General features: G+C 70.5%; 22 protein-coding genes. 6 read left to right on the top strand and 16 right to left on the bottom strand.

Features of this window, described 5'->3' with window-relative positions; all coding sequences use genetic code 11:
* Positions 1-30: 30 nt before the first annotated feature.
* Both M3667_RS14890 and M3667_RS14885 read left to right on the top strand, forming a co-directional pair.
* The gene (locus M3667_RS14890) at positions 31-783 is read left to right on the top strand and encodes an IclR family transcriptional regulator (RefSeq protein WP_251509142.1); all 753 of its coding nucleotides are present in this window, start codon (positions 31-33) and stop codon (positions 781-783) included.
* Positions 784-982: 199 nt separating this feature from the next.
* Complete coding sequence (locus M3667_RS14885; protein WP_251509139.1) at positions 983-2,164, top strand: 4-hydroxybenzoate 3-monooxygenase; 1,182 nt, start codon at positions 983-985, stop codon at positions 2,162-2,164.
* A 9-nt stretch (positions 2,165-2,173) separates the two neighbouring features.
* Here M3667_RS14885 and M3667_RS14880 read toward each other — a convergent pair whose 3' ends face one another.
* The 5 genes from M3667_RS14880 to M3667_RS14860 form a co-directional block, all read right to left on the bottom strand.
* Positions 2,174-3,682, bottom strand: coding sequence for an amino acid permease (locus M3667_RS14880; RefSeq protein WP_251509135.1), 1,509 nt, complete (start codon positions 3,680-3,682; stop codon positions 2,174-2,176).
* 60 nt (positions 3,683-3,742) lie between these two features.
* Positions 3,743-4,741 carry a magnesium/cobalt transporter CorA gene (corA, locus tag M3667_RS14875; RefSeq protein WP_144831326.1) on the bottom strand — a complete coding sequence of 333 codons (999 nt, stop codon included), beginning with the start codon at positions 4,739-4,741 and terminating at the stop codon, positions 3,743-3,745.
* 71 nt (positions 4,742-4,812) lie between these two features.
* A complete protein-coding gene (locus tag M3667_RS14870) occupies positions 4,813-5,142 on the bottom strand; it encodes a DUF3140 domain-containing protein (RefSeq protein ID WP_251509132.1) in 330 nt (109 codons plus the stop codon).
* 71 nt (positions 5,143-5,213) lie between these two features.
* Positions 5,214-6,122 (bottom strand): DMT family transporter, encoded by a 909-nt coding sequence (locus M3667_RS14865; protein WP_251509129.1) that lies wholly within the window; start codon positions 6,120-6,122, stop codon positions 5,214-5,216.
* A gap of 7 nt (positions 6,123-6,129) precedes the next feature.
* On the bottom strand, positions 6,130-7,401 hold the full coding sequence (locus tag M3667_RS14860; RefSeq protein ID WP_251509126.1) for a serine hydrolase: 1,272 nt from the start codon (positions 7,399-7,401) through the stop codon (positions 6,130-6,132).
* A 187-nt stretch (positions 7,402-7,588) separates the two neighbouring features.
* Between M3667_RS14860 and M3667_RS14855 the strand changes: the two genes are divergently transcribed.
* Positions 7,589-8,242, top strand: a complete 654-nt coding sequence (locus M3667_RS14855) for a heme oxygenase (biliverdin-producing) (RefSeq protein WP_251509124.1) — start codon at positions 7,589-7,591, stop codon at positions 8,240-8,242.
* A 3-nt stretch (positions 8,243-8,245) separates the two neighbouring features.
* Here M3667_RS14855 and M3667_RS14850 read toward each other — a convergent pair whose 3' ends face one another.
* Entirely contained in the window at positions 8,246-9,619 is a 1,374-nt protein-coding gene (locus tag M3667_RS14850; RefSeq protein ID WP_144831311.1) for an ATP-dependent RecD-like DNA helicase, read from the bottom strand.
* Between the two features lie 9 nt (positions 9,620-9,628).
* Positions 9,629-10,108 carry a MerR family transcriptional regulator gene (locus M3667_RS14845; RefSeq protein ID WP_251509121.1) on the bottom strand — a complete coding sequence of 160 codons (480 nt, stop codon included), beginning with the start codon at positions 10,106-10,108 and terminating at the stop codon, positions 9,629-9,631.
* A 50-nt stretch (positions 10,109-10,158) separates the two neighbouring features.
* On the opposite strand from M3667_RS14845, the gene M3667_RS14840 reads away from it, so the two are divergent.
* Positions 10,159-10,989 carry an NAD(P)/FAD-dependent oxidoreductase gene (locus M3667_RS14840; RefSeq protein ID WP_251509117.1) on the top strand — a complete coding sequence of 277 codons (831 nt, stop codon included), beginning with the start codon at positions 10,159-10,161 and terminating at the stop codon, positions 10,987-10,989.
* A gap of 42 nt (positions 10,990-11,031) precedes the next feature.
* Positions 11,032-12,117 carry a hypothetical protein gene (locus tag M3667_RS14835; protein WP_251509115.1) on the top strand — a complete coding sequence of 362 codons (1,086 nt, stop codon included), beginning with the start codon at positions 11,032-11,034 and terminating at the stop codon, positions 12,115-12,117.
* A 6-nt stretch (positions 12,118-12,123) separates the two neighbouring features.
* Here M3667_RS14835 and M3667_RS14830 read toward each other — a convergent pair whose 3' ends face one another.
* Together M3667_RS14830 and M3667_RS14825 are read right to left on the bottom strand one after the other, a co-directional pair.
* A complete protein-coding gene (locus M3667_RS14830; RefSeq protein WP_251509114.1) occupies positions 12,124-14,109 on the bottom strand; it encodes a cytochrome c oxidase assembly protein in 1,986 nt (661 codons plus the stop codon).
* 77 nt (positions 14,110-14,186) lie between these two features.
* Positions 14,187-14,474, bottom strand: coding sequence for an HU family DNA-binding protein (locus M3667_RS14825; RefSeq protein ID WP_013584778.1), 288 nt, complete (start codon positions 14,472-14,474; stop codon positions 14,187-14,189).
* Positions 14,475-14,886: 412 nt separating this feature from the next.
* On the opposite strand from M3667_RS14825, the gene M3667_RS14820 reads away from it, so the two are divergent.
* Entirely contained in the window at positions 14,887-16,344 is a 1,458-nt protein-coding gene (locus M3667_RS14820; protein ID WP_251509112.1) for a helix-turn-helix transcriptional regulator, read from the top strand.
* 61 nt (positions 16,345-16,405) lie between these two features.
* Here the strand turns inward: M3667_RS14820 and rpsN are convergent, their stop codons facing one another.
* The 7 genes from rpsN to M3667_RS14785 all read right to left on the bottom strand — a co-directional run bounded on the left by rpsN (position 16,406) and on the right by M3667_RS14785 (position 21,300).
* Positions 16,406-16,711 (bottom strand): 30S ribosomal protein S14, encoded by a 306-nt coding sequence (gene rpsN, locus M3667_RS14815; protein WP_022878196.1) that lies wholly within the window; start codon positions 16,709-16,711, stop codon positions 16,406-16,408.
* 4 nt (positions 16,712-16,715) lie between these two features.
* Positions 16,716-16,886, bottom strand: coding sequence for a 50S ribosomal protein L33 (gene rpmG, locus M3667_RS14810; RefSeq protein ID WP_013584775.1), 171 nt, complete (start codon positions 16,884-16,886; stop codon positions 16,716-16,718).
* Positions 16,886-17,122 (bottom strand): 50S ribosomal protein L28, encoded by a 237-nt coding sequence (gene rpmB / locus M3667_RS14805; protein WP_055832508.1) that lies wholly within the window; start codon positions 17,120-17,122, stop codon positions 16,886-16,888. The genes rpmG and rpmB overlap by 1 nt, the downstream gene beginning before the upstream one ends.
* Positions 17,123-17,333: 211 nt before the next feature.
* The gene (locus tag M3667_RS14800) at positions 17,334-18,023 is read right to left on the bottom strand and encodes a DNA-3-methyladenine glycosylase (RefSeq protein ID WP_251509110.1); all 690 of its coding nucleotides are present in this window, start codon (positions 18,021-18,023) and stop codon (positions 17,334-17,336) included.
* Entirely contained in the window at positions 18,020-19,453 is a 1,434-nt protein-coding gene (locus M3667_RS14795; RefSeq protein WP_251509109.1) for a hypothetical protein, read from the bottom strand. Before M3667_RS14795 ends, M3667_RS14800 begins: the two co-directional genes overlap by 4 nt.
* Complete coding sequence (locus tag M3667_RS14790) at positions 19,443-20,300, bottom strand: DUF1980 domain-containing protein (protein ID WP_251509108.1); 858 nt, start codon at positions 20,298-20,300, stop codon at positions 19,443-19,445. Before M3667_RS14790 ends, M3667_RS14795 begins: the two co-directional genes overlap by 11 nt.
* On the bottom strand, positions 20,293-21,300 hold the full coding sequence (locus M3667_RS14785; RefSeq protein WP_251509107.1) for a permease: 1,008 nt from the start codon (positions 21,298-21,300) through the stop codon (positions 20,293-20,295). Before M3667_RS14785 ends, M3667_RS14790 begins: the two co-directional genes overlap by 8 nt.
* Positions 21,301-21,302 lie beyond the last annotated feature (2 nt).

Raw genomic sequence — 21,302 nt, 5'->3', positions numbered from 1 at the left:
GCTGAATGGGAGTCGTGCCAGGGTGGAGTCGTGGCGAACTCCCTCTCCGGCGATTCGGTGACCGACCGACTCGTGCGCATCCTCGAGACCTTCACCCCCACGCGCACCGCGCAGACCACGGCCGACATCGGTCGTCGGGCGGGCCTGCCGAGCTCGTCGGCGCACCGGATCGTGAACGAGCTGGTCGATGCCGGTCTGCTCGAGCGCGACGACGAACGCCGCGTCCGCATCGGGATGCGCCTGTGGGAATTGGCCACGCGGTCCTCACACGCACTGCGCCTGCGCCAGGCGGCCCTGCCCTACATGGAACGCGTGCAGCAGCGCGTGCGCGAGCACACGCAGCTCGCGATCCTCGAGCAGGACGAGGCGCTGTTCCTCGAGCGGCTGAGCGCTCCCGACTCCGGCGCGAACATCACCCGCGTCGCCGGGCGTCTCCCCCTGCACGCGTCGTCGTCGGGACTCGTGCTGCTCGCCTTCGCCCCGCACGACCTGCAGGAGCGCGTGCTCGCCGGCCCGCTGGCGCGGGTCACGGCCGACACGATCGTCGACCCCGCGGCGCTCCGCCGCACCCTCGCCGAGATCCGCACCCTCGGTCGGGTCGTCGCCCCCGGCTACGTCGACGAGGTCTCGACGGGCGTCGCGGTGCCCGTGCGCGACGAGACCGGAGCGGTCATCGCCGCCCTCTCGGCCGTGCTCCCGCGCGACGCCGAGACCCAGTTCGCCCTCGTCGAGCTGCACCGCGCCGCGCGCGACACCGAGCGCGCCCTCGGCTTCCGCCGCTGACCTTCCGCCTTCCGCTCGCGCTCCGCCCGCGCGCGTGGCTCCTGCGCGCGAGGGGTCAAAACCTGTCGCCTACGGACCGTCCAGGCGACAGAAACCGACCCCTCGCGCGCAGCGCGCGGGTTCCTGATCAACGGGAATACGGCGACGAGAAGCGCCGGCAGCGCGCAGCATCGACACAGCCACCGTCGAAGGAGACGCCATGACCACCACCGTCCGCACCCGCGTCGCCATCATCGGCGCCGGCCCCGCGGGGCTCCTGCTCTCGCACCTTCTCGACGAGGCCGGCATCGCCTCCGTCGTGATCGACCAGCGCTCGCGCGACGAGATCGAGAGCACCATCCGCGCCGGCATCCTCGAGCAGGGCACCGTCGAGATGCTCGACACCCTCGGCGAGCACTCGCGCGCCCGCACCGTGGGCCACCGTCACGACGGCATCGAGCTGCGCTTCGAGGGAGAGGGCCATCGCATCGACTTCGCGGCATCCGTCGGCCGTGCCGTGTGGCTGTACCCGCAGCACGAGGTGCTGAAAGACCTGATCGCCGCGCGCCTCGCGGCCGGTCAAGACCTGCGTTTCGGCGTCACCGCCGAGGGCATCGCGGATGCCGAGACCTCGAGCCCGCGCGTGATCGCGCGCGACGCCGGCGGGCAGCCGTTCGAGATCGAGGCGGAGTTCGTCGTGGGCTCCGACGGGTCGCGCAGCATCGCCCGGGCGACCGTGTCGGGATCGAGCCAGGGCGGGTTCTTCCGCGAGTACCCGTTCGCGTGGTTGGGCATCCTGTGCGAGGCGCCGCCGAGCGCCGACGAGCTCATCTACAGCAACTCCCCCGAGGGCTTCGCGCTGGTCAGCCAGCGGTCCGACACCGTGCAGCGCATGTACTTCCAGTGCGACCCCGACACCGACACCGCGGCCTTCAGTGAACATCAGCTGTGGGACGAACTGCAGAAGCGCGTGCCCGGAACGACGCTCAAGCAGGGGCCGATCTTCCAGCGCGACGTGCTGCGCTTCCGCAGCTTCGTCGCCCACGAGCTACGCCGCGGCCGCGTCGCCCTCGTCGGAGACGCCGCGCATACCGTGCCACCCACGGGGGCGAAGGGCATGAACCTCGCGATCGCCGACGTGCGCCTGCTCGCCGACGCCCTGCGGCGCCTGCTGCTCGAGGGCGACGAGCGGGGACTGGACGCCTACCCCGAGAAGGCCCTGCGGCGCATCTGGAAGGCCCAGCACTTCTCGTGGTGGATGACGAGCCTGCTGCACGTGGCTCCGGATGCCACCGACTTCGATCGCCGACGCCAGGTCGGCGAACTGCGCACCGTCGTGGAGTCGGAGCACGGCCGCGCCTCCCTCGCGGAGGCGTACTGCGGCTGGCCGTTCACCGACTGACCCGCGGGCTCAGTCCTTCGTGTCGCGCGCCGTCGGGAAGGGGCTCGGCACCACCGGCACCGTGCCCGTGAAGCCCTCGCGCTCGGCGGCGAGCGCCGCGATGCGCTTGCGGCAGGCGAACCAGCCGATCGTGATGGCGATGCTCGCGAGCACCGCGACCAGCAGGGTCGGCGGGGAGTCGACGAACACCAGCACGAGCACGACCGCGAGGAACAGCAGGGTCGCGTATCCCGTGTACGGCGCCCAGAACAGCCGGAAGGCCGGGCGCACCAGCTCGCCGCGGTCGGTGAGGCGCTTGAACTTCATCTGGCAGAGCATGATGGTCGCCCACGTGACCAGGATGCCGACGGCGGCGACATTCAGCACCGTCTCGAACGCGTCGCTCGGCGCCACGAAGTTGATCACCACGCCGAACAGGGCCACGAACGCCGTGATCGCGATGCCGCCGTAGGGCACTCCCGCCTTGTTCATGCGCGCGGCGAACTTCGGGGCGGAGCCCGCGACCGCCATCGAGCGCAGGATGCGGCCGGTGGAGTACAGCCCCGCGTTCAGCGACGACAGCGCCGCGGTCAGCACGACGAGGTTCATGATCACGTCGACGCCCGGCACCCCGATCGAGCCGAAGAACGTCACGAACGGGCTCTCGTCCTTCGTGTATGCGGTGTACGGCAGCAGCAGGGCCAGCAGCAGCACCGAGCCGACGTAGAAGATCGCGACGCGGAAGATCACCGAGTTGATCGCGCGGGGCATGACCTTCTCGGGGTTCTTGGTCTCGCCGGCGGCGGTGCCGACCAGCTCGATCGAGGCGTACGCGAACACCACGCCCTGCATGAGGATGATCGCGGGCAGGATGCCGTTGGGGAAGAACCCGCCGTTGTCGGCGATCAGCGAGAACCCGGTGGGGGCGCCCGTGGGGGTGCCGAACACGACGAAGTAGATGCCCACGAGCAGGAACGCCACGAGGGCGGCGACCTTGATGAGCGCGAACCAGAACTCCAACTCGCCGAACACCTTCACCGACACGAGGTTGACGGCGAGGACCGTCACGAGGGCGGCGAGCGCCCACACCCACTGCGGAACGGCCCCGATCCAGGGCACGTACTTGCCGAAGAAGTTCATGTAGAGCGCCGCGGCGGTGATGTCGACCATCGTCGTGGTCGCCCAGTTGATCCAGTAGAACCAGCCGGAGACGAACGCGGCCTTCTCGCCGAAGAACTCGCGCGCGTACGAGACGAACGAGCCCGACGTCGGGCGGTGCAGCACCAGCTCGCCGAGTGCGCGCAGGATGAAGAACGCGAACAGTCCGCAGACCGCGTACGAGATGACGATCGCGGGGCCGGCCTGCGCGAGGCGGCCACCGGCACCGAGGAACAGGCCGGTTCCGATGGCACCGCCGATGGCGATCATCTGCACCTGTCGCGACGTGAGGCGCTTGTGGTAGCCGCTGTCCTCGAGCTGCACGGTCGAGGTGGTCGTCGGCTCGGCGGCGTCGCCCGGGCGCGAGGGGGTGTCGTTCATGCCCCCCATCGAACCACTCGATTCGCGCAACCGGCTATCCGACAAGCGCGGGTCGGGCGATCAGAGCCAGTGCTTGCGCTTGAACGTCAGCCAGAGCCCGAACGAGGTCGCGGCCATCAGGGCGAGCGCCATCGGGTAGCCGAAGGTCCAGTCGAGCTCGGGCATGTTCTTGAAGTTCATGCCGTAGATCCCGCCCACCAGCGACGGGCCGAACAGGATCGCCGCCCACCCCGAGATCTTCTTGACCTGTTCGTTCTGCTCGAGGGCGGTGTCGGTCTGGCGCTGGGTGACGAGCGTGGCGTTGACGGTGAGCGCGTTGTCGAGGATCGCGCGCAGCGCCGTGAGCTTCTCGCACTGACGCAGCACGTGGTCGAGCACGTCGCGCAGCGAGCGCTGCAGCTCGATGTCGACGCCGTACTTGTCGGAGCCGCGCAGCAGCGCCTCGAGCATGTCGCGCAGCGGCTCGGTGGCCCGCTGGAAGTGGATGACCTCGCGGGCGAGCTGGTAGATGCGCTGCGTGAGGTCGGCGCCGCCCGAGCTGAACAGGCCGTCTTCGATCTCGTCGACGTCGTTCTGCAGACCGCGCGCCACGGGGTCGTACTGGTCGACGACCTCGTCGAGGATCGCGTAGAGCACCGCTTCGGGCCCGCGCTTGAGCAGGTCGGGGTTGTGCTCGAGGCGCTTGCGCACCTGCGAGAGGTCGGGAACCTCGGCGTGACGCACCGTCACGACGTAGTCGGAGCCGATGAACACGTGCAGTTCGCCGAAGTCGATCGTCTCGGTCTCGTCGAGGTAGCGCGCGGGCCGCAGCACCGCGAAGAGGTTGCCGCCGTAGCGCTCGAGCTTCGCACGCTGGTGCCCGGCCAACGCGTCTTCGACGGCGAGGGGGTGCAGCGAGAACTCCGCGGCGACGCGCTCGAGCTCCTCCGGCGACGGCCGCAGCAGCCCGATCCAGGCCATGCCCCCGTGCGCCTCCATGTATTCGAAGGTCTGGTCGAGGCTCGCCGGGTTCTCGATGCGGTGACCGTCGACGTAGACGGCGCTGTCGATGATGGGCATGAGTCCGTTGTACCCCGGATGCCTATGCGCACGGGCCCCGTGGCGCCGGTCCTCACGATCCCCTTACGGGTTCACTTCTTGGGGTCGTTGCCCCAGTTCATGAGCGAGTACCGCCAGTCGGTGTCGGTGATGTCGCCCTTCGGCTTCTGCGCGCTGTGCCGTTTGACGTAGCCGACGACCTTGCGCATGTGCGCGTAGTCGTCGTCGGTGAGGTCGGCCTTCTTCTTCTCGAGGATGCGCACGATGTGCCGTCCGCTCTCGTGACCGGTCGATTCCCCGCCGTCCTTCTTCTGCCCGACCGACCTCGACTCGTCAGTGTCGAGCCACTTCTTCAGCTCGCTCGCGGTCATGTTGACCGCCTCGTCGAAATCCTTCTTCGTCTGGTCGTCGTCGTCGCTCATGACGTCATCCTCGTCAGCGACCCCGGCCGCGCCCGCCCCCTTGCGGGGGTCGCCCGGGCCATGGCATCCGGTCAGCCGACGGGCTCGCTCAGCGGCTCATCGGCATCGGGACCCGGATGCCGTGCCCCGGCGCTGCGGCGTGCCGCGGCGAGCACGGCGCCGATGCTGGCGGTGATGACGAGGGCGATGCCGATGATCTCGAGCCACGACAGGTGCTGGCCGAGCAGCAGGAAGCCGGCGACCGAAGCGGTGGCGGGGCCCAGGCTCATGAGGATCGCGAAGGCGGATGCCGCGAGCCGGCGCAGCGCGATGAGCTCGAGCGCATAGGGGATGGTTGACGACAGCAGGGCGACGGCCGCGCCGAGGGCGAGGATGTCGATGCGCAGCAGGGATGCGCCGGCCTGGAAGACGCCGAACGGCAGCGCGATCACGGCACCGACCGTCATCGCGATGGCCAGGCCGTCGAGGCGGGGGAACTGTCGGCCCACGCGGGCCGAGGCGAGGATGTACAGCGCCCAGCTGACGGCGGCGCCGAGGGCGAACACCACTCCGAGCGCGTCGAGCCGGTCCCATCCGCCCGCGCCGAGGGCGATGACTCCCGCGAGTGCGAGACCGGCCCACAGCCAGCGCGCGGCACCGGTGGCCGTCAGGATCGACAGGGTCAGCGGACCGAGCACCTCGATCGTGACGGTGACTCCGAGCGGCAGGCGCTCGAGGGCGAGGTAGAAGAGACCGTTCATGGCGGCGAGCACGACGCCGAAGCCGACGACCGAGAGCCAGGCCGACCCCGTGTGCCCGCGCCACCGCGGTCGGGCGACGAGCAGCAGCAGGAGCGCCGAGAACACCAGGCGCAGCATGACGATGCCGAGCGGCCCCGTGTCGGGGAACAGCATGACGGCGAACGAGGCGCCGACCTCTTGGCAGGCGAGGCCTGCGAACACCAGCGCCGCGGCCGACCCCTGGCCGCCGCGTGCGGTCATGACGACGTCATCCGGCGGGGAGGGGGCAGATCGCGTTTCCGACGACGAGGTCGCGCATCTGCTGCGCGGTCCACGGCAGGCCGGCTTCGGGCGTGGTCTGCCCCTCGGCGGCGGGTGCCTTCGACGCGATCGCCGCGAGCTCCCACGCCAACCAGGCGCCGAACCCCTTGCCGCCTCCGGAGTTGTTCAGGACGACGGCGACCGACATCCCCGTCGTGGGATCGGCGAACGATCCCACGATGTACCCGGGGGTCGCTCCGAACTGACCGATCAGCGAGCCCGCCTGGTAGGCGCCGCCCGCGGCCGTGAACCAAGTGGGGCTCTGCGCGTTGACCGACAACGCGTTCGCGAATCGGTCGTCCCCGGCGGGAAGGAGAGAGCCCGCAGCCAGAGCCTGCGTGTAACGACCGAGGTCGGTGATGTTCGTCACCGCGCCGGAATCCGCTCCGCCGAAGCTCGACGACAAGACGGTGTAATCACCCGGGTCGGTGCAGTTCATGGCGCCCTCGGCGTTGCGCTGCGACCAGTAGCCCTCGAGCGCGTTCGTCCCCGGCGCGGCAGGAGCGGGCGCGGGCAGACCGGTGGCGCTCAACCCCAGCGGGCCGGTGACATGCTCGGCGATGGCGTCGGCCAGGGATTGACCCGTCGCGCGCTCGACGGCGAGGCCGGCGAGGACGTAGTTGGTGTCGACGTCCGCGAACGCGGCGCCGGGCGCGTTCAGGCGCGGGCCCGCGATGCCGTAGGCCATCAGTTCGCGGGGGTTCCACACGCGGTCGGGGTTGTTCGCGAGCAAGCCCTGCAGTACCGGCGTGTAGGCGTTCAGTCCCGACGTGCTGTCGCACAGCTGACGCAGGGTGATGTCTTCGTAGCCGGGGACGCCGCTCACCCAGGTGGTGACCGGGTCGCTCATGGTCAGCGTGCCGTCGGCGGCGAGGCTGTAGAGCACGTCGCAGGTCATCGCGCGCGTGACGTCGGTGGCGCGGAACTCCATGTCGGAGGTCACCGCGGCACCGCCTGGGCCCTGCGTGCCCAGACCGGCGACCCAGGTGCCGCTCCACGGCGCCCAGACGCCCACGATCGCACCGGTGGAGCCCGACGCGCTCATCGCGGTCTCGACGGCGTCCTGCAGCTCGGCGACCGTCGCGTCGGGCAGTGCGGCCTCGACCTGGGCGGGAACGTCGATCGACACGGATCCCTGCGCGGTGCAGCCGCTGAGCAGGACGGCGAGCGCGCTGGCCCCCGCGATCGCGATGGCCGCTGGACGACGCCATCCCCGCATGTGTAACCCCCAGGACTTCCGCGCACGACGAAGCGCGTACTCCCCCGATTCAAACACACGGCACCTGGGCGAATCGGGCCCTTGCGCTCCTCGCCCGTCACGTCTGCATCACGAACGGGCCGTGACCGGGGTGACTCCCGGCGAAATCAGGGTTAGGCGAACCTAACCCTGTGCGTATGATGGCCGCATGAACGCCGTCGCCCCGTTCTCCGCCGCCCTGCGCGAGCGTTCCAGTGGCGCGCACTCGACCCGCGAGTGCGACGGCTTCATGACCGACCTGCTCACCGGGGCGGGAACGCGCGACGATTACATCGCGCTGATTGCCCAGCACTGGTTCCTCTACGCCGCGCTCGAAGAGGCCGCGATTCACCTGCGGACCGACCCCGTGGCATCCGTGTTCCTCACCGGCACCCACTCGCGACTGCCCGCGCTCGAGGCCGACCTGTCCTTCCTCATCGGTCCCGACTGGCGCGACCGCATCGCCCCGTTGCCGACCACGCAGGCCTACGTCTCGCGCATCCGTCGCGTCGCGGCGACCTGGCCGGGCGGCTTCGTCGCGCACCACTACACGCGTTTCGTCGGCGACCTGTCGGGCGGACCGTCGATCGGGCGTCTCATGCAGCGCCGGTTCGGGTTCGAGACCAACGGCATCGGCTTCCTGCTCTTCGGCGACATCGCCGACCCGAAAGCCTTCAAGAGCGTCTACCGCGAGCAGCTCGACGCGGCGCCCTGGGACGACGACGAGAAGGAGCGCGTGATCGCCGAGGTGCTGGTCGCGTACCGCTTCACGACCGAGCTGTTCGCAGACCTCACGCGTGCGAAGCGCTCGCGCGTCGCCTGAGGCTCACGCCTTCGCGGCGTCCTGCCGCGCCAGCCACGCCTGCTTCATGAAGCGGCGCACGTCTTCGTCGACGCGGATGTCGCTCGGTCGCAGCGGGCGCGTGAGGTAGAGCCCCTCGAGCGAGGTCAGCCGGCTGAGCGCGACGTAGGTCTGCCCGGGCGCGAAGGCACCCGCGCCCAAATCGACGACGGCTCGGTCGTAGGTCTTGCCCTGCGACTTGTGGATGGTCACGGCCCAGGCCAGGCGCAGCGGGAACTGGGTGAACTCGGCGACGATCTCGCGCGAGAGGTTCTTCGTTCCGGGGTCGTAGGCGTACCGGTACCTCTCCCACACGGCGGGTTCGACGTCGTGCTCGATGCCGTCGACCTCGACCCGCACGCTGTCGCCCGCGATGCGCGTGACCGTACCGATCGTGCCGTTCACCCAGCGCGGCGCCTCGCCGAACTGCGCCGCGTCGTTGCGCAGGAACATCACCTGCGCGCCGACCTTGAGCGTCAGCTCCATCTCGGCCGGATAGTTGGCCTCGCCCCGACCGAAGTCGCCCGAGATCTCGGCGTTGGCGGTCTGCGTGCGACCGATGAGCTCGTCGAGGTGCTTGCGGTTGATCGTGTTCACCCGGTCGTTGCGGGTCGCGAGCGTGATGATCGGGTGCTCGCCGTCGGCCGGATGCGGAGGAGTGCGGGCTCCGGCGGTGTTCAGGATTCCCGCCATCTCGGCCGTCACCCGCCCGTACCGCACGGCGTTGAGCAGCTGCTTGAACCCCGGGTCGGACTGCCGGTGGATCTCGACCAGCTCGTTGACGTGCAGGTCGGCGCCGTGGCGGCCGATGTCGATGAGGCCGTCGCTGGCCGACTCCCCCGACCACACCTTGGCGTCGAAGAACCAGAACGAGCGGTAGTGGTCCTGGATGTAGCGCATCTCGTCGCCCCGCGGCGGCACGGGGGCGAGTTGGTAGGGGTCGCCGAACATGACGATCTGCGTGCCGCCGAACGGCTCGGCACGGCGCCCTCGCGCTTGCCGGAGAGAGCGGTCGATGGCGTCCATGAGGTCGGCGTTGACCATCGAGATCTCGTCGATGACGAGGGTGTCGATGGCATTGAGGAGCTTGCGGGTCGCGTCGTTCTGGTCGATGTCGCCGTTGGCGATGAGCCCGATCGGCAGGCGGAACAGCGAGTGGATCGTCTGACCCTCGACGTTGAGGGCGGCGACGCCGGTGGGCGCGCACACGGCGATCTGCTTCTTGGTGTTCCACGCCAGGTGCTGCAGCAGCGTCGACTTGCCCGTGCCCGCGCGACCCGTGACGAAGACGTGCTCGCGTGTGTCCTCGATCAGCCGGAACAGCGCCTGCTGCTCGGCGGAGAGGGGCGGCGTGGTCACCGGTTCATGCTAGTTCGCGCGCGTCGCCTCGGTCGGCGGGCGGGGGATGGGGCCGCCCATCGGCTCGGTCGTGGCCAACAGCCACCGGGCCTCGCCCGACAGCACGTCGGCGACGTGGCTGCGGAAGCGCGGGCACGCGGTGATGTCGTGCGCGCGGCAGCGCAGCGCGTGTTCGGTCATGGCGCGGGCCTGTGCGATGTCGGCGGCGCGGCGGTCGAGCTCGGCCACGTGCTCCTCGAGCACGCGGTGCCGGTCGTGCGCCCCCTCATCGAGCAGCACGCGGATCTGCTCGAGCGACATGCCCGCCGCCTTGTTGCGCAAGATCACCGCCACGCGCACGCTGTCGTCGTCGCCGTAGCGCCGCCGGCCGGCCGCGTCGCGGACGGGACGGAGCAGCCCCTCGTCCTCCCAGTGCCGCAGCACGTGGGTCTCGAGGCCGAACCTGGCCGCGGTCTCTCCGATGGACTCGACCGGCGCGCTTGACTTCATGTCGACATGAAGTCACACCATGGAGGCGAACGCAAGCGGAAGGACTCCTCATGTACGACGCGATCATCATCGGCGGCGGCCCCGCGGGGCTGCAGGCGGCCCTCACCCTCGGCCGCATGCACCGGCGCACCCTGCTGCTCGACGCGGGCACGTACCGCAACTCCACCGTGCGCCACGCGCACAACCTGCTCACCAACGACGGACGCGACCCGGCCGAGCTCCGGCGCATCGCCCGCGCCGAGATCGCCGCGTACGACACGGTCGAGATCCGGGATGCCGCGGCCGCAGCCGTCGCGCGCGACGAGGGCTCCCTCACGGTCACCGTCGGCGACGAGCGTCTCCGCACGCACGCGGTGATCCTCGCCACGGGGGTGACCGACGAGCTCCCGCCGATCCCCGGCCTCGCGCAGCACTGGGGAGACACCGTCGCCAACTGCCCCTTCTGCCACGGCCACGAGTTCGCCGGGCGCCCGGTCGCGGTGATCAACGCGACGGCCCACGCGGGCATGCTGGAGCGCATGCTCGAGCCCGTGGCATCCGCGGTGCACGTCGTCGATCCCGCCGAGGTGCGCGAGGTCGAGGACTCCGAAGGCGGTCTCGTGCTGCACCTGACCGACCGCGACCTCGAGGTCGCCGGCGCTTTCGTCGCCCCCGTGTGGCGCTCGCGCAGCGACCTGCTCGATGCCCTGGGCGTCGAACGGCAGGAATCGGGGGCCGCCCGCACCGACCCGTTCGGGCGCACCAGCGTCGAGGGCGTGTACGCCGTGGGCGACATCGCGCACCCCGATCACCTGCCCGGACCCCTGTTCTCGCTCGCCGCGGCCATCGCGGGCGGGCAGCTCGCGGCGGTCGCGGTGGTGCAGTCGCTCGTCATGGACTGACGCGCGGGGCACCTTCGCAGGAGGGCTTTCTACACTGGAGGCGTGGACAACGCAGGCGGGGGCCCCGCGACGCCCGAGGGCGTTCGTGGTGCGCGCGTGCGCCATCCGCTCGAGATCCCCGCGATGGTTCTGATCGGCGTGCTCCTGGTCGCCGCGCTCGGAGCCGGAGCAGCGTCCCTGTACCGCGACTTCTACAGCCCCCGGGCGTTCGTGTTGCACTACCTCGAACTGCTGCAGGAGCACCGCACCCCCGAGGCGCTGGCCGTGCCCGGCGTCGTGGTCGATTCCGCCGAGCTCGAGGCAGCCGGTCTTCCGGCCACGTCGTCCGAGGCGCTGCTGCGCCCCGACGTGCTGACGACGTTGACGGATGCCGAGATCACCGGCGAAGAAGTCGACGGAGACGACACGCTCGTGACGGTGTCGTACTCCGCCGGCGGCTACACCGGCACGACGACGTTCGCCGTCGCCCACGACACCGGCTCGAGCCTGCTGCCGCGGTGGCGCTTCGCTCGCAGCCCCCTGTCGGTCATGAACCTGTCGGTGCAGGGGTCGATGCGCTTCTCGGTGAACGGCTTCGAGGTCGACAAGCGACAGGTGTCGATCGACGGCGCCGATGCCGACCCCTCGGCATCCCTCCCCCTGCTCGTCTTCTCGCCGGGGCTGTACTCGGTCGCCGTCGACACCGCGATCTCGTCGACCCCGGGTGTCGCCGTGCTCGCCGACGCGCCGCTGGCCGGCTTCCCGGTGTCGGTGCAGGCGCAGCCCACCGAACAGTTCATCGACGTGGTGCAGCAGCGGGTCGAGGACTTCCTCTCGGCCTGCACGCAGCAGCAGGTGCTCCAGCCCACCGGCTGCCCGTTCGGCTACACGGTGCGCAATCGCATCGACGACGCGCCCACCTGGTCGATCGTGCAGCAGCCCGTCGTGACGGTCGTGCCCGACGGCGCGGGCTGGCGCATCCCCTCGGCCAAGGCCGTGGCCCACATCGACGTCGACGTGCGCTCGATCTTCGACGGCTCGGTCCGCACGGTCAGCGAAGACATCGCGTTCCGCGTCGACGGGCAGATCAGCGTGCTGCCCGACGGGTCGGCGTCGATCCTCGTCGGAGGCGGAACAGGGTCGGACTGACCTCGCTCAGCTGCCGCCGCGGGCGGCGACGCGGGCGTCCCGGGCGGCCAGCCGCGCGAGCTCCTCGTTGTACTGGTCGAGCTCGACGTCGCCGACGCGGTCGACGTGGCGGTCGCGGCGCTTCTGGTGGCGCTCGTCGCTGCGGCTCCACTGGATCGCGACGGTGATCGCGAGGATGAGCGTGGGGATCTCGCCGACCGACCACGCGACTCCACCGCCGACGTATTGATCCTCGAGCGGTGTGGCGCCCCACGTGCGGCCCATCGCGCCGAACCACTCCGCCACCATGAGACCGGAGTTCATCATGATCGCGATGCCGAAGAAGGCGTGCATCGCCATGATCGCGATGAGCACGAGCAGGCGCATCGGGTAGGGCAGGCGGTAGGGCACCGGGTCGATGCCGATCAGGCTCAGCACGAACAGGTAGCCCGTGATGAGGAAGTGCGCGACCATCCAGATGTGGCCGACGTGATCGTACAGCGACCAGCGGAAGAGGTCGGTGTAGTAGAAGCCCCACAGCGAGCCGATGAACAGCCCGGCGGCGACGTAGGGGTTGGTCAGCACCTTGGCGACCGGGTTGTGCACGGCCCAGAGGATCCACTCGCGACCGCCGCGGGAGCCGTCGTCGCGCTTGCGGATCGCCCGCGCCGCGAGTGAGACCGGCGCACCCGCGACGAGCATGAGCGGGATCGCCATCGACAGCAGCATGTGCCCGATCATGTGCATGCTGAACAGGTAGTCCTGGTACACGTTGAGCGGACCCGAGGTCACCCAGAACACCGAGAGCATGCCCAGGCACCACAGCACCGTGCGGTGGATGGGCCAGCGGTCGCCGCGGCGCAGCAGGCGCCAGACGCCGGCGAGGTAGAAGAACAGCGCGAACGCGACGACGAAGGTCCACAGCAGATCGACGTTCCACGCCGTGAACCAGCGCTCAAGGGTCAGCTCGGGCGGAAGCGGGGCGCCCGTGAGCACCTCGGCGGGCGTCTGCCCCACCAGCGGCGCCTCGACGGGCGGGGGCGTGCGGGCGAGCGCGGCGGCCACACCGCTGGCGATGCCCATGAACACCAGCTCGAGCGAGATGACGCCCCAGAAGCGGCGCGAGCCGTTCTCATCGGCCATGCGCGAGATCAGGCGGCGGCGGTACCAGGCACCCAGTACACCCATGGCGACGAGGGCGAAGACCTTGACCAGCACGAGCACGCCGTAGGCCGACCAGAGGTTCTGCAGCCCCAGCAGTCCGATCGAGGCGCGCACGGTGCCCGACACCGCGACCACGACGAAGGCGACCAGAGCGAGCGAGGAGTAGCGCAGCATCGTGGTCTGCAGCTGCGTGCGCGACATCGCGGGACGGATGACCACGAGCAGCACCAACCCGCCGAGCCACACGGCCGCGGCCATGAGGTGCAGCACGAGAGAGGTGACGGCGGCGTCGTGGCTGGCCTCATCGCCCGCGTGGCCCTGCGTGCCCATCGGGATGAGCGCGGCGAGCGAGAGGATCGCGACGAGCAGCGTGGGCAACCACGACCGCACGGCAAAGGTCAGCACGGTCAGCACCGCGCCGGCGATCGTGGTCAGCAGCCAGGCCTGCCCGAGGGGACTCTCGACGAGGAATCGACCGAGCTGCTGCCCGAAGACGGCGTCGAGGGTGGGTTTGGCGTTGAGGACGTTGAGGAACGTCATGTAACCCGTGGCGGCTGCGGCGACGGTGAAGACGGCGGCGCCGATGGATGCCGTGTCGAGGGCGATCTCGAAGGGGCGCTCCCCCGCCGGGAGGGCGAAGAGCGCCAGCACGAGCGAGCCGACGAGGGTCGCGGCCGACAGGTTGACCATGACCGTGGCGATGGGGAGCCCCCACCGCACCACCGGACCCGGGTCGGCCAGTTGGGGTGCGGCGGCTCCACCGCCGTAGGCGAGTCCCGCGACGACGGCGATGAGCGAGACCGCGATCAGGATGACGGGTCCCGCGACACGAAGAAGCCGGGGGTTCACCTGCCCAGCCTACGTCGCCCGGGGACGACGAAGGGGGGATGCCGCCCGGCATCCCCCCTCGATGACTCGCGGTCGAATTACTTGACGGCGGCCTTGAGCTTGGAGCCAGCGGTCACCTTGACGCGCTTGCCGGCGGGGATGGAGATCTCCTCACCCGTCTGCGGGTTGCGGCCGGTGCGGGCCGAGGTCGCGACCTGCTCGAAGGCGATCCAACCGGGGATAGAGACCTTGCTGCCCTTGGCAACCGCCTCGGAGACGGTGGAGAAGAGGGAGTCGAGCACGCCCGACACGGCGGACTGGCTCTGCCCGGTCGCGCTGGCGATGCTCGCGACGAGCTCGGTCTTGGTGATGGACTTGTCGGCCATGTGGTTTGTCCTCCAGACGACCACGCGGGTCGCCTCTCGTTACGCGGACGGAGAGGAAATCCTCCCCGTTGGTCGGGAGACCGCCTCGACAGTATCAACCGAACCGCGGAATTACGCGGATCTTGACGGATTTTGCGCCTTTCTCGACGGCGTGTCGCGGTGCGGGAGGGGCTGAGGGGGCGCGTGAGGCCCCTGCGCGGCAGTCCCCGTCCCCGCCGCCGCACGGTGCGGGTGAAGATATGGACGTCCACGGGCGATCTCGGGGGTGTGCTGTCGGAAGGGAGACGCCTGGCCGGGGGTGGAACCGCGGGTGGGGGTTAACGTCCGTCCTAGGATTTCGCGCATCTCCCCCGCGGGGATCCGATCGCGAAGCGACACCCGACCCCGCGGGCGCGTATCCCTTGGAGTCGTCATGCCCGGAACCCCGTCATCCGTCGATGCTCGCGCGACGTTCCGTGCCGCGGCGCTGTCGACCGCCCTGCGCCTCGCGCCAGGACACGGCGTGCCCCTCTCGCGGCACCTCGCCCTCCTCGCCGAGGCCGACCTCCCGGAGCCGCCGCCCGTCTGGACCGATGAGCGTGCCCTCACCGTCGCCGCTCTCCTCGCGGCCCGCGCGCGCCGCGATGCGCTGGCCGACGGCACCCGGCTCGTCCGCCAGTACTTCGACGACGTCCGCCTTCTCCGACCAACCGCCCTGTCATCGGGCGCGCGCGCTCTGCTCTACACCAGCGTCGGCGAGTATTGCGCCGCCCTCGGATGGGCGCAGGTCGCCACACGCTTCGGTGCCGAGGCGCTGCTGTTCGCGGATGCTCCGGCGCTGCGCTACCGCGCCCTGTCGGTCATGGCGCTCGGGCACGCCATCAACGGCGAGTTCGACGCGGCCGAGTCGTCACGAGAAGCGGCGGCGCGTCTGTTCGCCGAGAACGGATGGCCCGCGGCCGAGCAGGCCTACATCCTGCTGTTGGCCGAGATCCTCACGTCGGCGGCGAGCCTCGACGTCGACCGGCTGGCGCGCGTCCCGCGCGTGCTCGACGAGGCCTTCCCCGACAGCCCCTCCGCGAGCTATACGGCGCGCGCCGCCGAGGTCATGGTGCAGCTGCTGCGCCGCGACTTCGGCGGCGCGCGCGCCGGAGCGCGACAATTGCTGCACTCGAGCGGCAGCCACGAAAGCCATCGCATGGTGCGCTCGTTCGTCGTGATCATCCTGTCGGACACCTACGTCGCCCAGGGTGACGCCGTTCAAGCTCTCGCCATTCTCGAACCGTACGACAATCCCGCAGGTCACGGCGTGTGTTTCTCGATGCAGCGTTCCGCCGCCCTGCTGCAACTGGGTCGGGAGCGCGATCTTCTGCGCGAGACCGACGCGTGCATGGCCGCCGAGACCGACCACTGCCTGCGCACGTTCATGCCGGTGCTGTTGGGCCGGGCCCTCGCGTGGAACCGCCTGGGCGACGACCGCCGCGCTCGACAGAGCGTCGAGGCGGCGCTCTTGATCATGGCGCAGACCGGTATCTGGGCGACGACGTTCTCGATGCTCCCGCGCGACGAGACGATGCGCCTGGTCGAGACGGTCGCGGGCACCAGGCCCGATCTGGCCGAGATGCTGCCCGATCTCGCGCGCACCATCAGTCTCATGGCGGCCCCGGGCGACGACCGCCCCGCCCGCGCGACCGACGTGCCGTTGCGCCTCACCCCGACCGAGCGCGACCTGGTCGCGCAGCTGCACTCCTCGCTGAGCCTCGCCGAGATCGCGCAGGCGAGAGGCGTGTCGGTGAACACCGTCAAGAGCCAGGTGCGCTCGATCTACCTCAAGCTCGGCGTGAGCGGGCGCACCGAGGCGGTCGAGCACCTCTCCGGCGTCCGCGTCTGAGAACGCCGAAGGGCGGGGGCCCCTTTCGGGAACCCCCGCCCTTCGGACAGGTGTCTGGTGCTTACCAGGACGACTTGGTCACACCGGGCAGCTCGCCACGGTGGGCCATGTCACGGAAGCGGACGCGCGAGACGCCGAACTTCGTGAGGACACCACGGGGGCGGCCGTCGATGACGTCGCGGCTGCGCACGCGCGCGGGCGACGCGTTGCGGGGGAGCTTCTGCAGACCCACGCGGGCGGCCTCGCGGGCCTCGTCGGTCGCGTTGGGGTCGACCAGGGTCTTCTTCAGCTCGGCGCGCTTCGCGGCGTAGCGCTCGACGACGACCTTGCGCTGCTCGTTGCGCGCGATCTTGCTCTTCTTAGCCATGTGCTTAGCGCTCCTCTCGGAAGTCGACGTGCTTGCGGACCACGGGGTCGTACTTCTTGAGCACGATGCGGTCGGGGTTGTTGCGGCGGTTCTTGCGCGTCACGTAGGTGTACCCCGTGCCGGCGGTCGAACGCAGCTTGATGATCGGACGAACGTCCTGAGCCTTCTTCGCCATTACAGCTTCACGCCCTTCGCCTGCAGGTCACGGACGACGGACTCGATGCCGCGAGCGTCGATGACCTTGATGCCCTTCGCCGAAACGTTGAGCTTGATGTTGCGACCCAGCGACGGAACGAAGTAGGTCTTCTTCTGCACGTTCGGGTCGAAGCGGCGCTTCGTCCGGCGGTGCGAGTGCGAGATGTTGTGACCGAAGCCGGGAACCGCTCCAGTCACCTGGCACACTGCTGCCATGGTGATGTCTCCTTCTGTACCGTGACACCGGACGGTGCCACCCAAGATCCCTTGTCTGCACCCCGCCCGAGCACGGCGAAAGGCCGGGATCGGGAAGAGGGATGCGAACTGCGTGCTGGAGTGCGCGCAGACAAGGAATCAGTCTAGCACGGACAGCGTGCCCGCCCTGAGCCTGCCGAAGGGACCGGGGGCTTCGACGAGCTCAGCCACCTCACGCCCCACCCGCCGCCTCCGCGGCTCCCCGGCCCCAGCGGAACGCCGAGACCGTGGCATCCCCCTCGATCCAGAAGCGCCACGGGAACGCCGCCGTCCCCGCGATGCCCGCCACACCGACCCGTGGGCCTGTCGCCACGCGGGCGACCGGCACGGCCGGCAGCAGCAGGCGCGCTCGTGCTCCCGCGTGCTCCGCACCGGTCACCGCGTCGATCCCGTCGTGCACCGGATGCCGCAGGCCCACGGCGTCGCCGAGCCGGCCGGGTCCGCGGGCGAGGTCGCGCGCGCTGCGCACGGCACCGCGGCGCTCGAGTCGTCGACGCTCGGCCACCGCCTCACCCTCGACCACCTCAGCGCCGCGCAGGAGCACACCGCCGGCGACCCCCTCGGGTCCGCAGACGACGTTGACGCACGAGTGGATGCCGTGGCTCAGGTACACGTAGAGGTGGCCGGGCTCGCCCCACATCGTGGCGTTGCGCGCCGTCGGGCCCATGCGGGCGTGCGAGCCCGGGTCGGGCCGGTCGCCGGTGCCGAGCCCGTGGTAGGCCTCGACCTCGGTCAGACGCACGACCACGCGCTCGGCCGCGACCACCGTCTCAAGCAGCGCGCCGAGCAGCAGCGGGGCGACCTCGACGGGCAGGGCCGACAGCTCGTCGCGCGACGCGGGTCGGGTCGCGGCCGGGGTCACTGCGGCGGCACCTGGCACCACGACAGGTCGAAGCCCTGCAGGGCGACGACCTCCTGCCCCGTGTCGATCTCGACGAGGTGCGTGAGCAGGCGCTCGGGAAGCGGCAGCTGGTAGCGGTCGTAGGGGTTGTCGACCGCGCGCGGTGCGACGAGCACGGCGGCGTAGCGACCGCTGGGCGAGACGCACGTCTGGAGCACGGTGTCGGCACCGGGCACCTCGACCAGCGGGTCGACGGTGCCGTCGGTGGCCACGTGGGCCACGATCGTCGAGCGCGAGACCCCGTCGGAGCTGATGTCGGCGAACGAGCGGATGGTGCCCGCATCGGTCCCCGGCACGGGCGTCGCGCGACCGGCGAGCCCCGGCGGATCGACGGGGTCGACGAGTCCCTGCTCGGAGCCGTCGGTGAGGTTGATCTCGCGGATGCCTTCGAGGCGCTCCACCACCGCCACCGACGACCCGCGGGCGATGCCGTCGATCGACACGGCGCTGCCGAGCGGCGCCGCATTGCCGCCCTGGGCGTCGGTGAGCAGCAATCGCGAGTCGAAGGTGAGCACGAGCATGCTGTCGGTGTCGGGCACGAAGCGGTAGTCGGCGATGCGCACGTCGCCGCCGTTCAGACCCACCTCGGTGGGCGGGGCGTCGTCGGCCGCCGACGCCGTGAACAGACGGCTCTCGCGTCCCCCGGCGGCACTGAGGTCGGCATCCGAGAACGTGAATCCGATCCGCTCTCCGCGGTCGGCCGATTGCAGGTTCGAGACGAATCCCGGGCCGGGCAAGGCGATGTCGCGCTGGTTCTTGCCGTCGAGGTCGGTCACGATGACCCGAGCGGTCTCGCCGTCGCGCACCGAGATGACCAGGTGGTTGGCGGTCGCGCGGAAGTCCTCGATGTGCGGGTGCACGAAGACGGGGAGCCCGGCCTCGCCCTTCAGATCGGTGCGGAAGATCGTGTCGCCCTCGGGCGTGCCGCGCTGCATGAGGAAGGCCTGCAGGGGCGGCGTGCGGAAGCTCTCCGTGAGGGTCGACGAAGGTCCCGCGCCGAGGCCGTTCACGCCGTTGACGGTGATGCGGTAGTCGGTGTCGTCGCGCAGCGGCAGGGTGAAGCGCACGCCGACGCTGCGGCCGGCCGTGTCGACGGTGAAGGGGGCCGCGGGCTCGACCACGACCTGCGAGGGGTCGACCGTCTCGAGCGACTGCGTCGTGGTGAGGATCACGCGCGATCCCGATGCCGCGACCGCGGCCGCGGGGTCGACCTGCACATCCGTCACGCGCGGGCCCTGCGCGACCGCCACGACACCGCCGAGACCGCCGACCACGATGAGGCCGACGAGCACCACGGCGAACGCGATCGCGAAGCCGCGGCCGCGGCGCTTGCGCGAACGGGCGCGACGCGACGACCCGGCGCTCGCGGCGCGGCGGCTGTCAGTACTCATACGGATCCGCCGGCTCGTCGATCGAGGCGACCTGATCGGCGTGCACCTCGAGCTTGCCGTCGCCGCTGGAGCGCACCGTGCCCGTGACCGTCACCCACTGACCCGTCGAGGGGGCATCGACGGTGGCGGCGATGGGCAGGCGGGCGGTCTGGGCGTCGATCACGCAGTGCGTGATCACGAGGCGGGTCAGGTCGAAGGTCGAGCCGTCAGCGGCCGGGGTGATGAAGCCGGTGAGGGTGACGGGCTTGCCGTCGAAGGTCTCGGGGTTGGTGGCGTGCGCGAACACCGCCGACCAGTCGCCGATGCCGAAGGTCGAGGTGTCGCCCGAGGCGGCGAGGGTGATCACGTCGGATCCGGCGAACAGCGGCGGAGCGCCCACGTCGCGCGAGACGGCGAGCTCGGTCGACAGCGAGGCCGCGGGCGTCAGCAGCACGGCGATCACAGCCCCCGAGGCCAGCACTCCCCCGGTGAACGCGGCGATACCGCCGGGGGTGAGTCGCGGCCTCGCGGCCAGGTGCTCGTGCGCCACGCGGTCGTGGTCGTCCATGGCATCCGCGTGCTCGTGATCGGCGTGCGCGAACGCCTCGCGCCGGGCCGCCGCTGAAGCCGGCGCATGGCCGTGCTCGTGGTCGTGGCCGTGATCGGCTTCGGCGCCGAGCGGCAGGGCGAACGACGCGATCGCCCCGATCAGCGCGACCACCGACATCAGTACCGCGAACCACGCGGAGTCGGGGTTGATGTACAGCGACATGCGGCCGGTGAGCCACAGCGTGATCGTCGTGATCGACAGGCACGCGGTGAGCCCCACCCCGAGCCAGCGCGTGGCGAGTGCGGATGCCTTAGACAACCAGGTTCACCACCGTTCCGAGCGCGAAGGCGAACAGCACCACGACGACCGTCATGCCCGCGAGCACGCGGGTGGTGAAGGTCGTGCGCAGCAGCGCCATCATCTTGAGGTCGATGATCGGGCCGACCACGAGGAAGGCGACGATCGAGCCGGGCGTGAAGGTCGACGCGAACGACAGGGCGAAGAACGCGTCGACGTTGGAGCACAGCGACACCACGATCGCGAGCACCACCATCGCCGCGATCGACAGGGCCGGGTCGGAGCCGATCGCCAGCAGGGCGCTGCGCGGCACGAGCACCTGCACCGCGCCGGCCAGGAGCGATCCGATGATCAGCGCCGGCATGACCGAGCGCAGCTCGACCACCAGCTGGGCGAGGGTGCGCCGACCCCGGTCGCCGCGCTCCTGCACGACGATCTCGCAGGTCTCGAGGAAGCGCTCGGTGAGCAGCTTGTCGGGATCGGGATGCCGACTGTACAGCCATCCGAGAAGGTTGGCGACCAGGAAACCGCCGATCAGGCGCGCCACGAGGATGCCGTCGCTGAAGCCGAACGCCGCGTGCGTGGAGATGATGACGATGGGGTTCACGATGGGCGCAGCGACGAGGAAGGTCAGGGTGTCGCTCACCCCGAACCCGCGCATCATGAGCCCGCGCGCGAAGGGGACGTTGCCGCACTCGCAGACCGGGATGAACATGCCCAGCAGCGACAGCACGGCCCGGCGCGCCCACGGCGCGCGCGGCATCCACCGCTCGATCGCCCCCGGCGGCACCCACACCTGCACGAGGATCGACAGCACGACGCCGAGCACCACGAACGGCAGCGACTCGATCAGCACGCTCAGAGCGAGGGTGAGTCCGTCCTGCGCACGGGTGGGCAGCGGCTGGGCGAAGAAGGTCGGCGCGAAGGCGTCGACGAGGAACAGCGCGGTGACCACGAGCACACCCAGGCCGAGCGCGACGAGGGTGCGGGAGGACCCCGACCGCTGCGGCGCGGGGGCCATGG

This window comes from Microbacterium sp. P26 (assembly GCF_023712585.1).
GTDB lineage: Bacteria > Actinomycetota > Actinomycetes > Actinomycetales > Microbacteriaceae > Microbacterium > Microbacterium algihabitans_A.
The sequence above is the reverse complement of the archived record's forward strand: the minus strand, read 5'-3'. Positions and strand labels throughout refer to the sequence as shown.

Excerpts from the sequence above, each read along its gene's own strand:
- M3667_RS14885 (WP_251509139.1), top strand. The coding sequence starts at position 983 with ATGACCACCACCGTCCGCACCCGCGTCGCCATCATCGGCGCCGGCCCC.
- M3667_RS14880 (WP_251509135.1), bottom strand. The coding sequence starts at position 3,682 with ATGAACGACACCCCCTCGCGCCCGGGCGACGCCGCCGAGCCGACGACC.
- corA (WP_144831326.1), bottom strand. The coding sequence starts at position 4,741 with ATGCCCATCATCGACAGCGCCGTCTACGTCGACGGTCACCGCATCGAG.
- M3667_RS14870 (WP_251509132.1), bottom strand. The coding sequence starts at position 5,142 with ATGAGCGACGACGACGACCAGACGAAGAAGGATTTCGACGAGGCGGTC.
- M3667_RS14865 (WP_251509129.1), bottom strand. The coding sequence starts at position 6,122 with ATGACCGCACGCGGCGGCCAGGGGTCGGCCGCGGCGCTGGTGTTCGCA.
- M3667_RS14860 (WP_251509126.1), bottom strand. The coding sequence starts at position 7,401 with ATGCGGGGATGGCGTCGTCCAGCGGCCATCGCGATCGCGGGGGCCAGC.
- M3667_RS14855 (WP_251509124.1), top strand. The coding sequence starts at position 7,589 with ATGAACGCCGTCGCCCCGTTCTCCGCCGCCCTGCGCGAGCGTTCCAGT.
- M3667_RS14845 (WP_251509121.1), bottom strand. The coding sequence starts at position 10,108 with ATGAAGTCAAGCGCGCCGGTCGAGTCCATCGGAGAGACCGCGGCCAGG.
- M3667_RS14840 (WP_251509117.1), top strand. The coding sequence starts at position 10,159 with ATGTACGACGCGATCATCATCGGCGGCGGCCCCGCGGGGCTGCAGGCG.
- M3667_RS14825 (WP_013584778.1), bottom strand. The coding sequence starts at position 14,474 with ATGGCCGACAAGTCCATCACCAAGACCGAGCTCGTCGCGAGCATCGCC.
- M3667_RS14820 (WP_251509112.1), top strand. The coding sequence starts at position 14,887 with ATGCCCGGAACCCCGTCATCCGTCGATGCTCGCGCGACGTTCCGTGCC.
- rpsN (WP_022878196.1), bottom strand. The coding sequence starts at position 16,711 with ATGGCTAAGAAGAGCAAGATCGCGCGCAACGAGCAGCGCAAGGTCGTC.
- rpmG (WP_013584775.1), bottom strand. The coding sequence starts at position 16,886 with ATGGCGAAGAAGGCTCAGGACGTTCGTCCGATCATCAAGCTGCGTTCG.
- rpmB (WP_055832508.1), bottom strand. The coding sequence starts at position 17,122 with ATGGCAGCAGTGTGCCAGGTGACTGGAGCGGTTCCCGGCTTCGGTCAC.
- M3667_RS14795 (WP_251509109.1), bottom strand. The coding sequence starts at position 19,453 with ATGAGTACTGACAGCCGCCGCGCCGCGAGCGCCGGGTCGTCGCGTCGC.
- M3667_RS14785 (WP_251509107.1), bottom strand. The coding sequence starts at position 21,300 with ATGGCCCCCGCGCCGCAGCGGTCGGGGTCCTCCCGCACCCTCGTCGCG.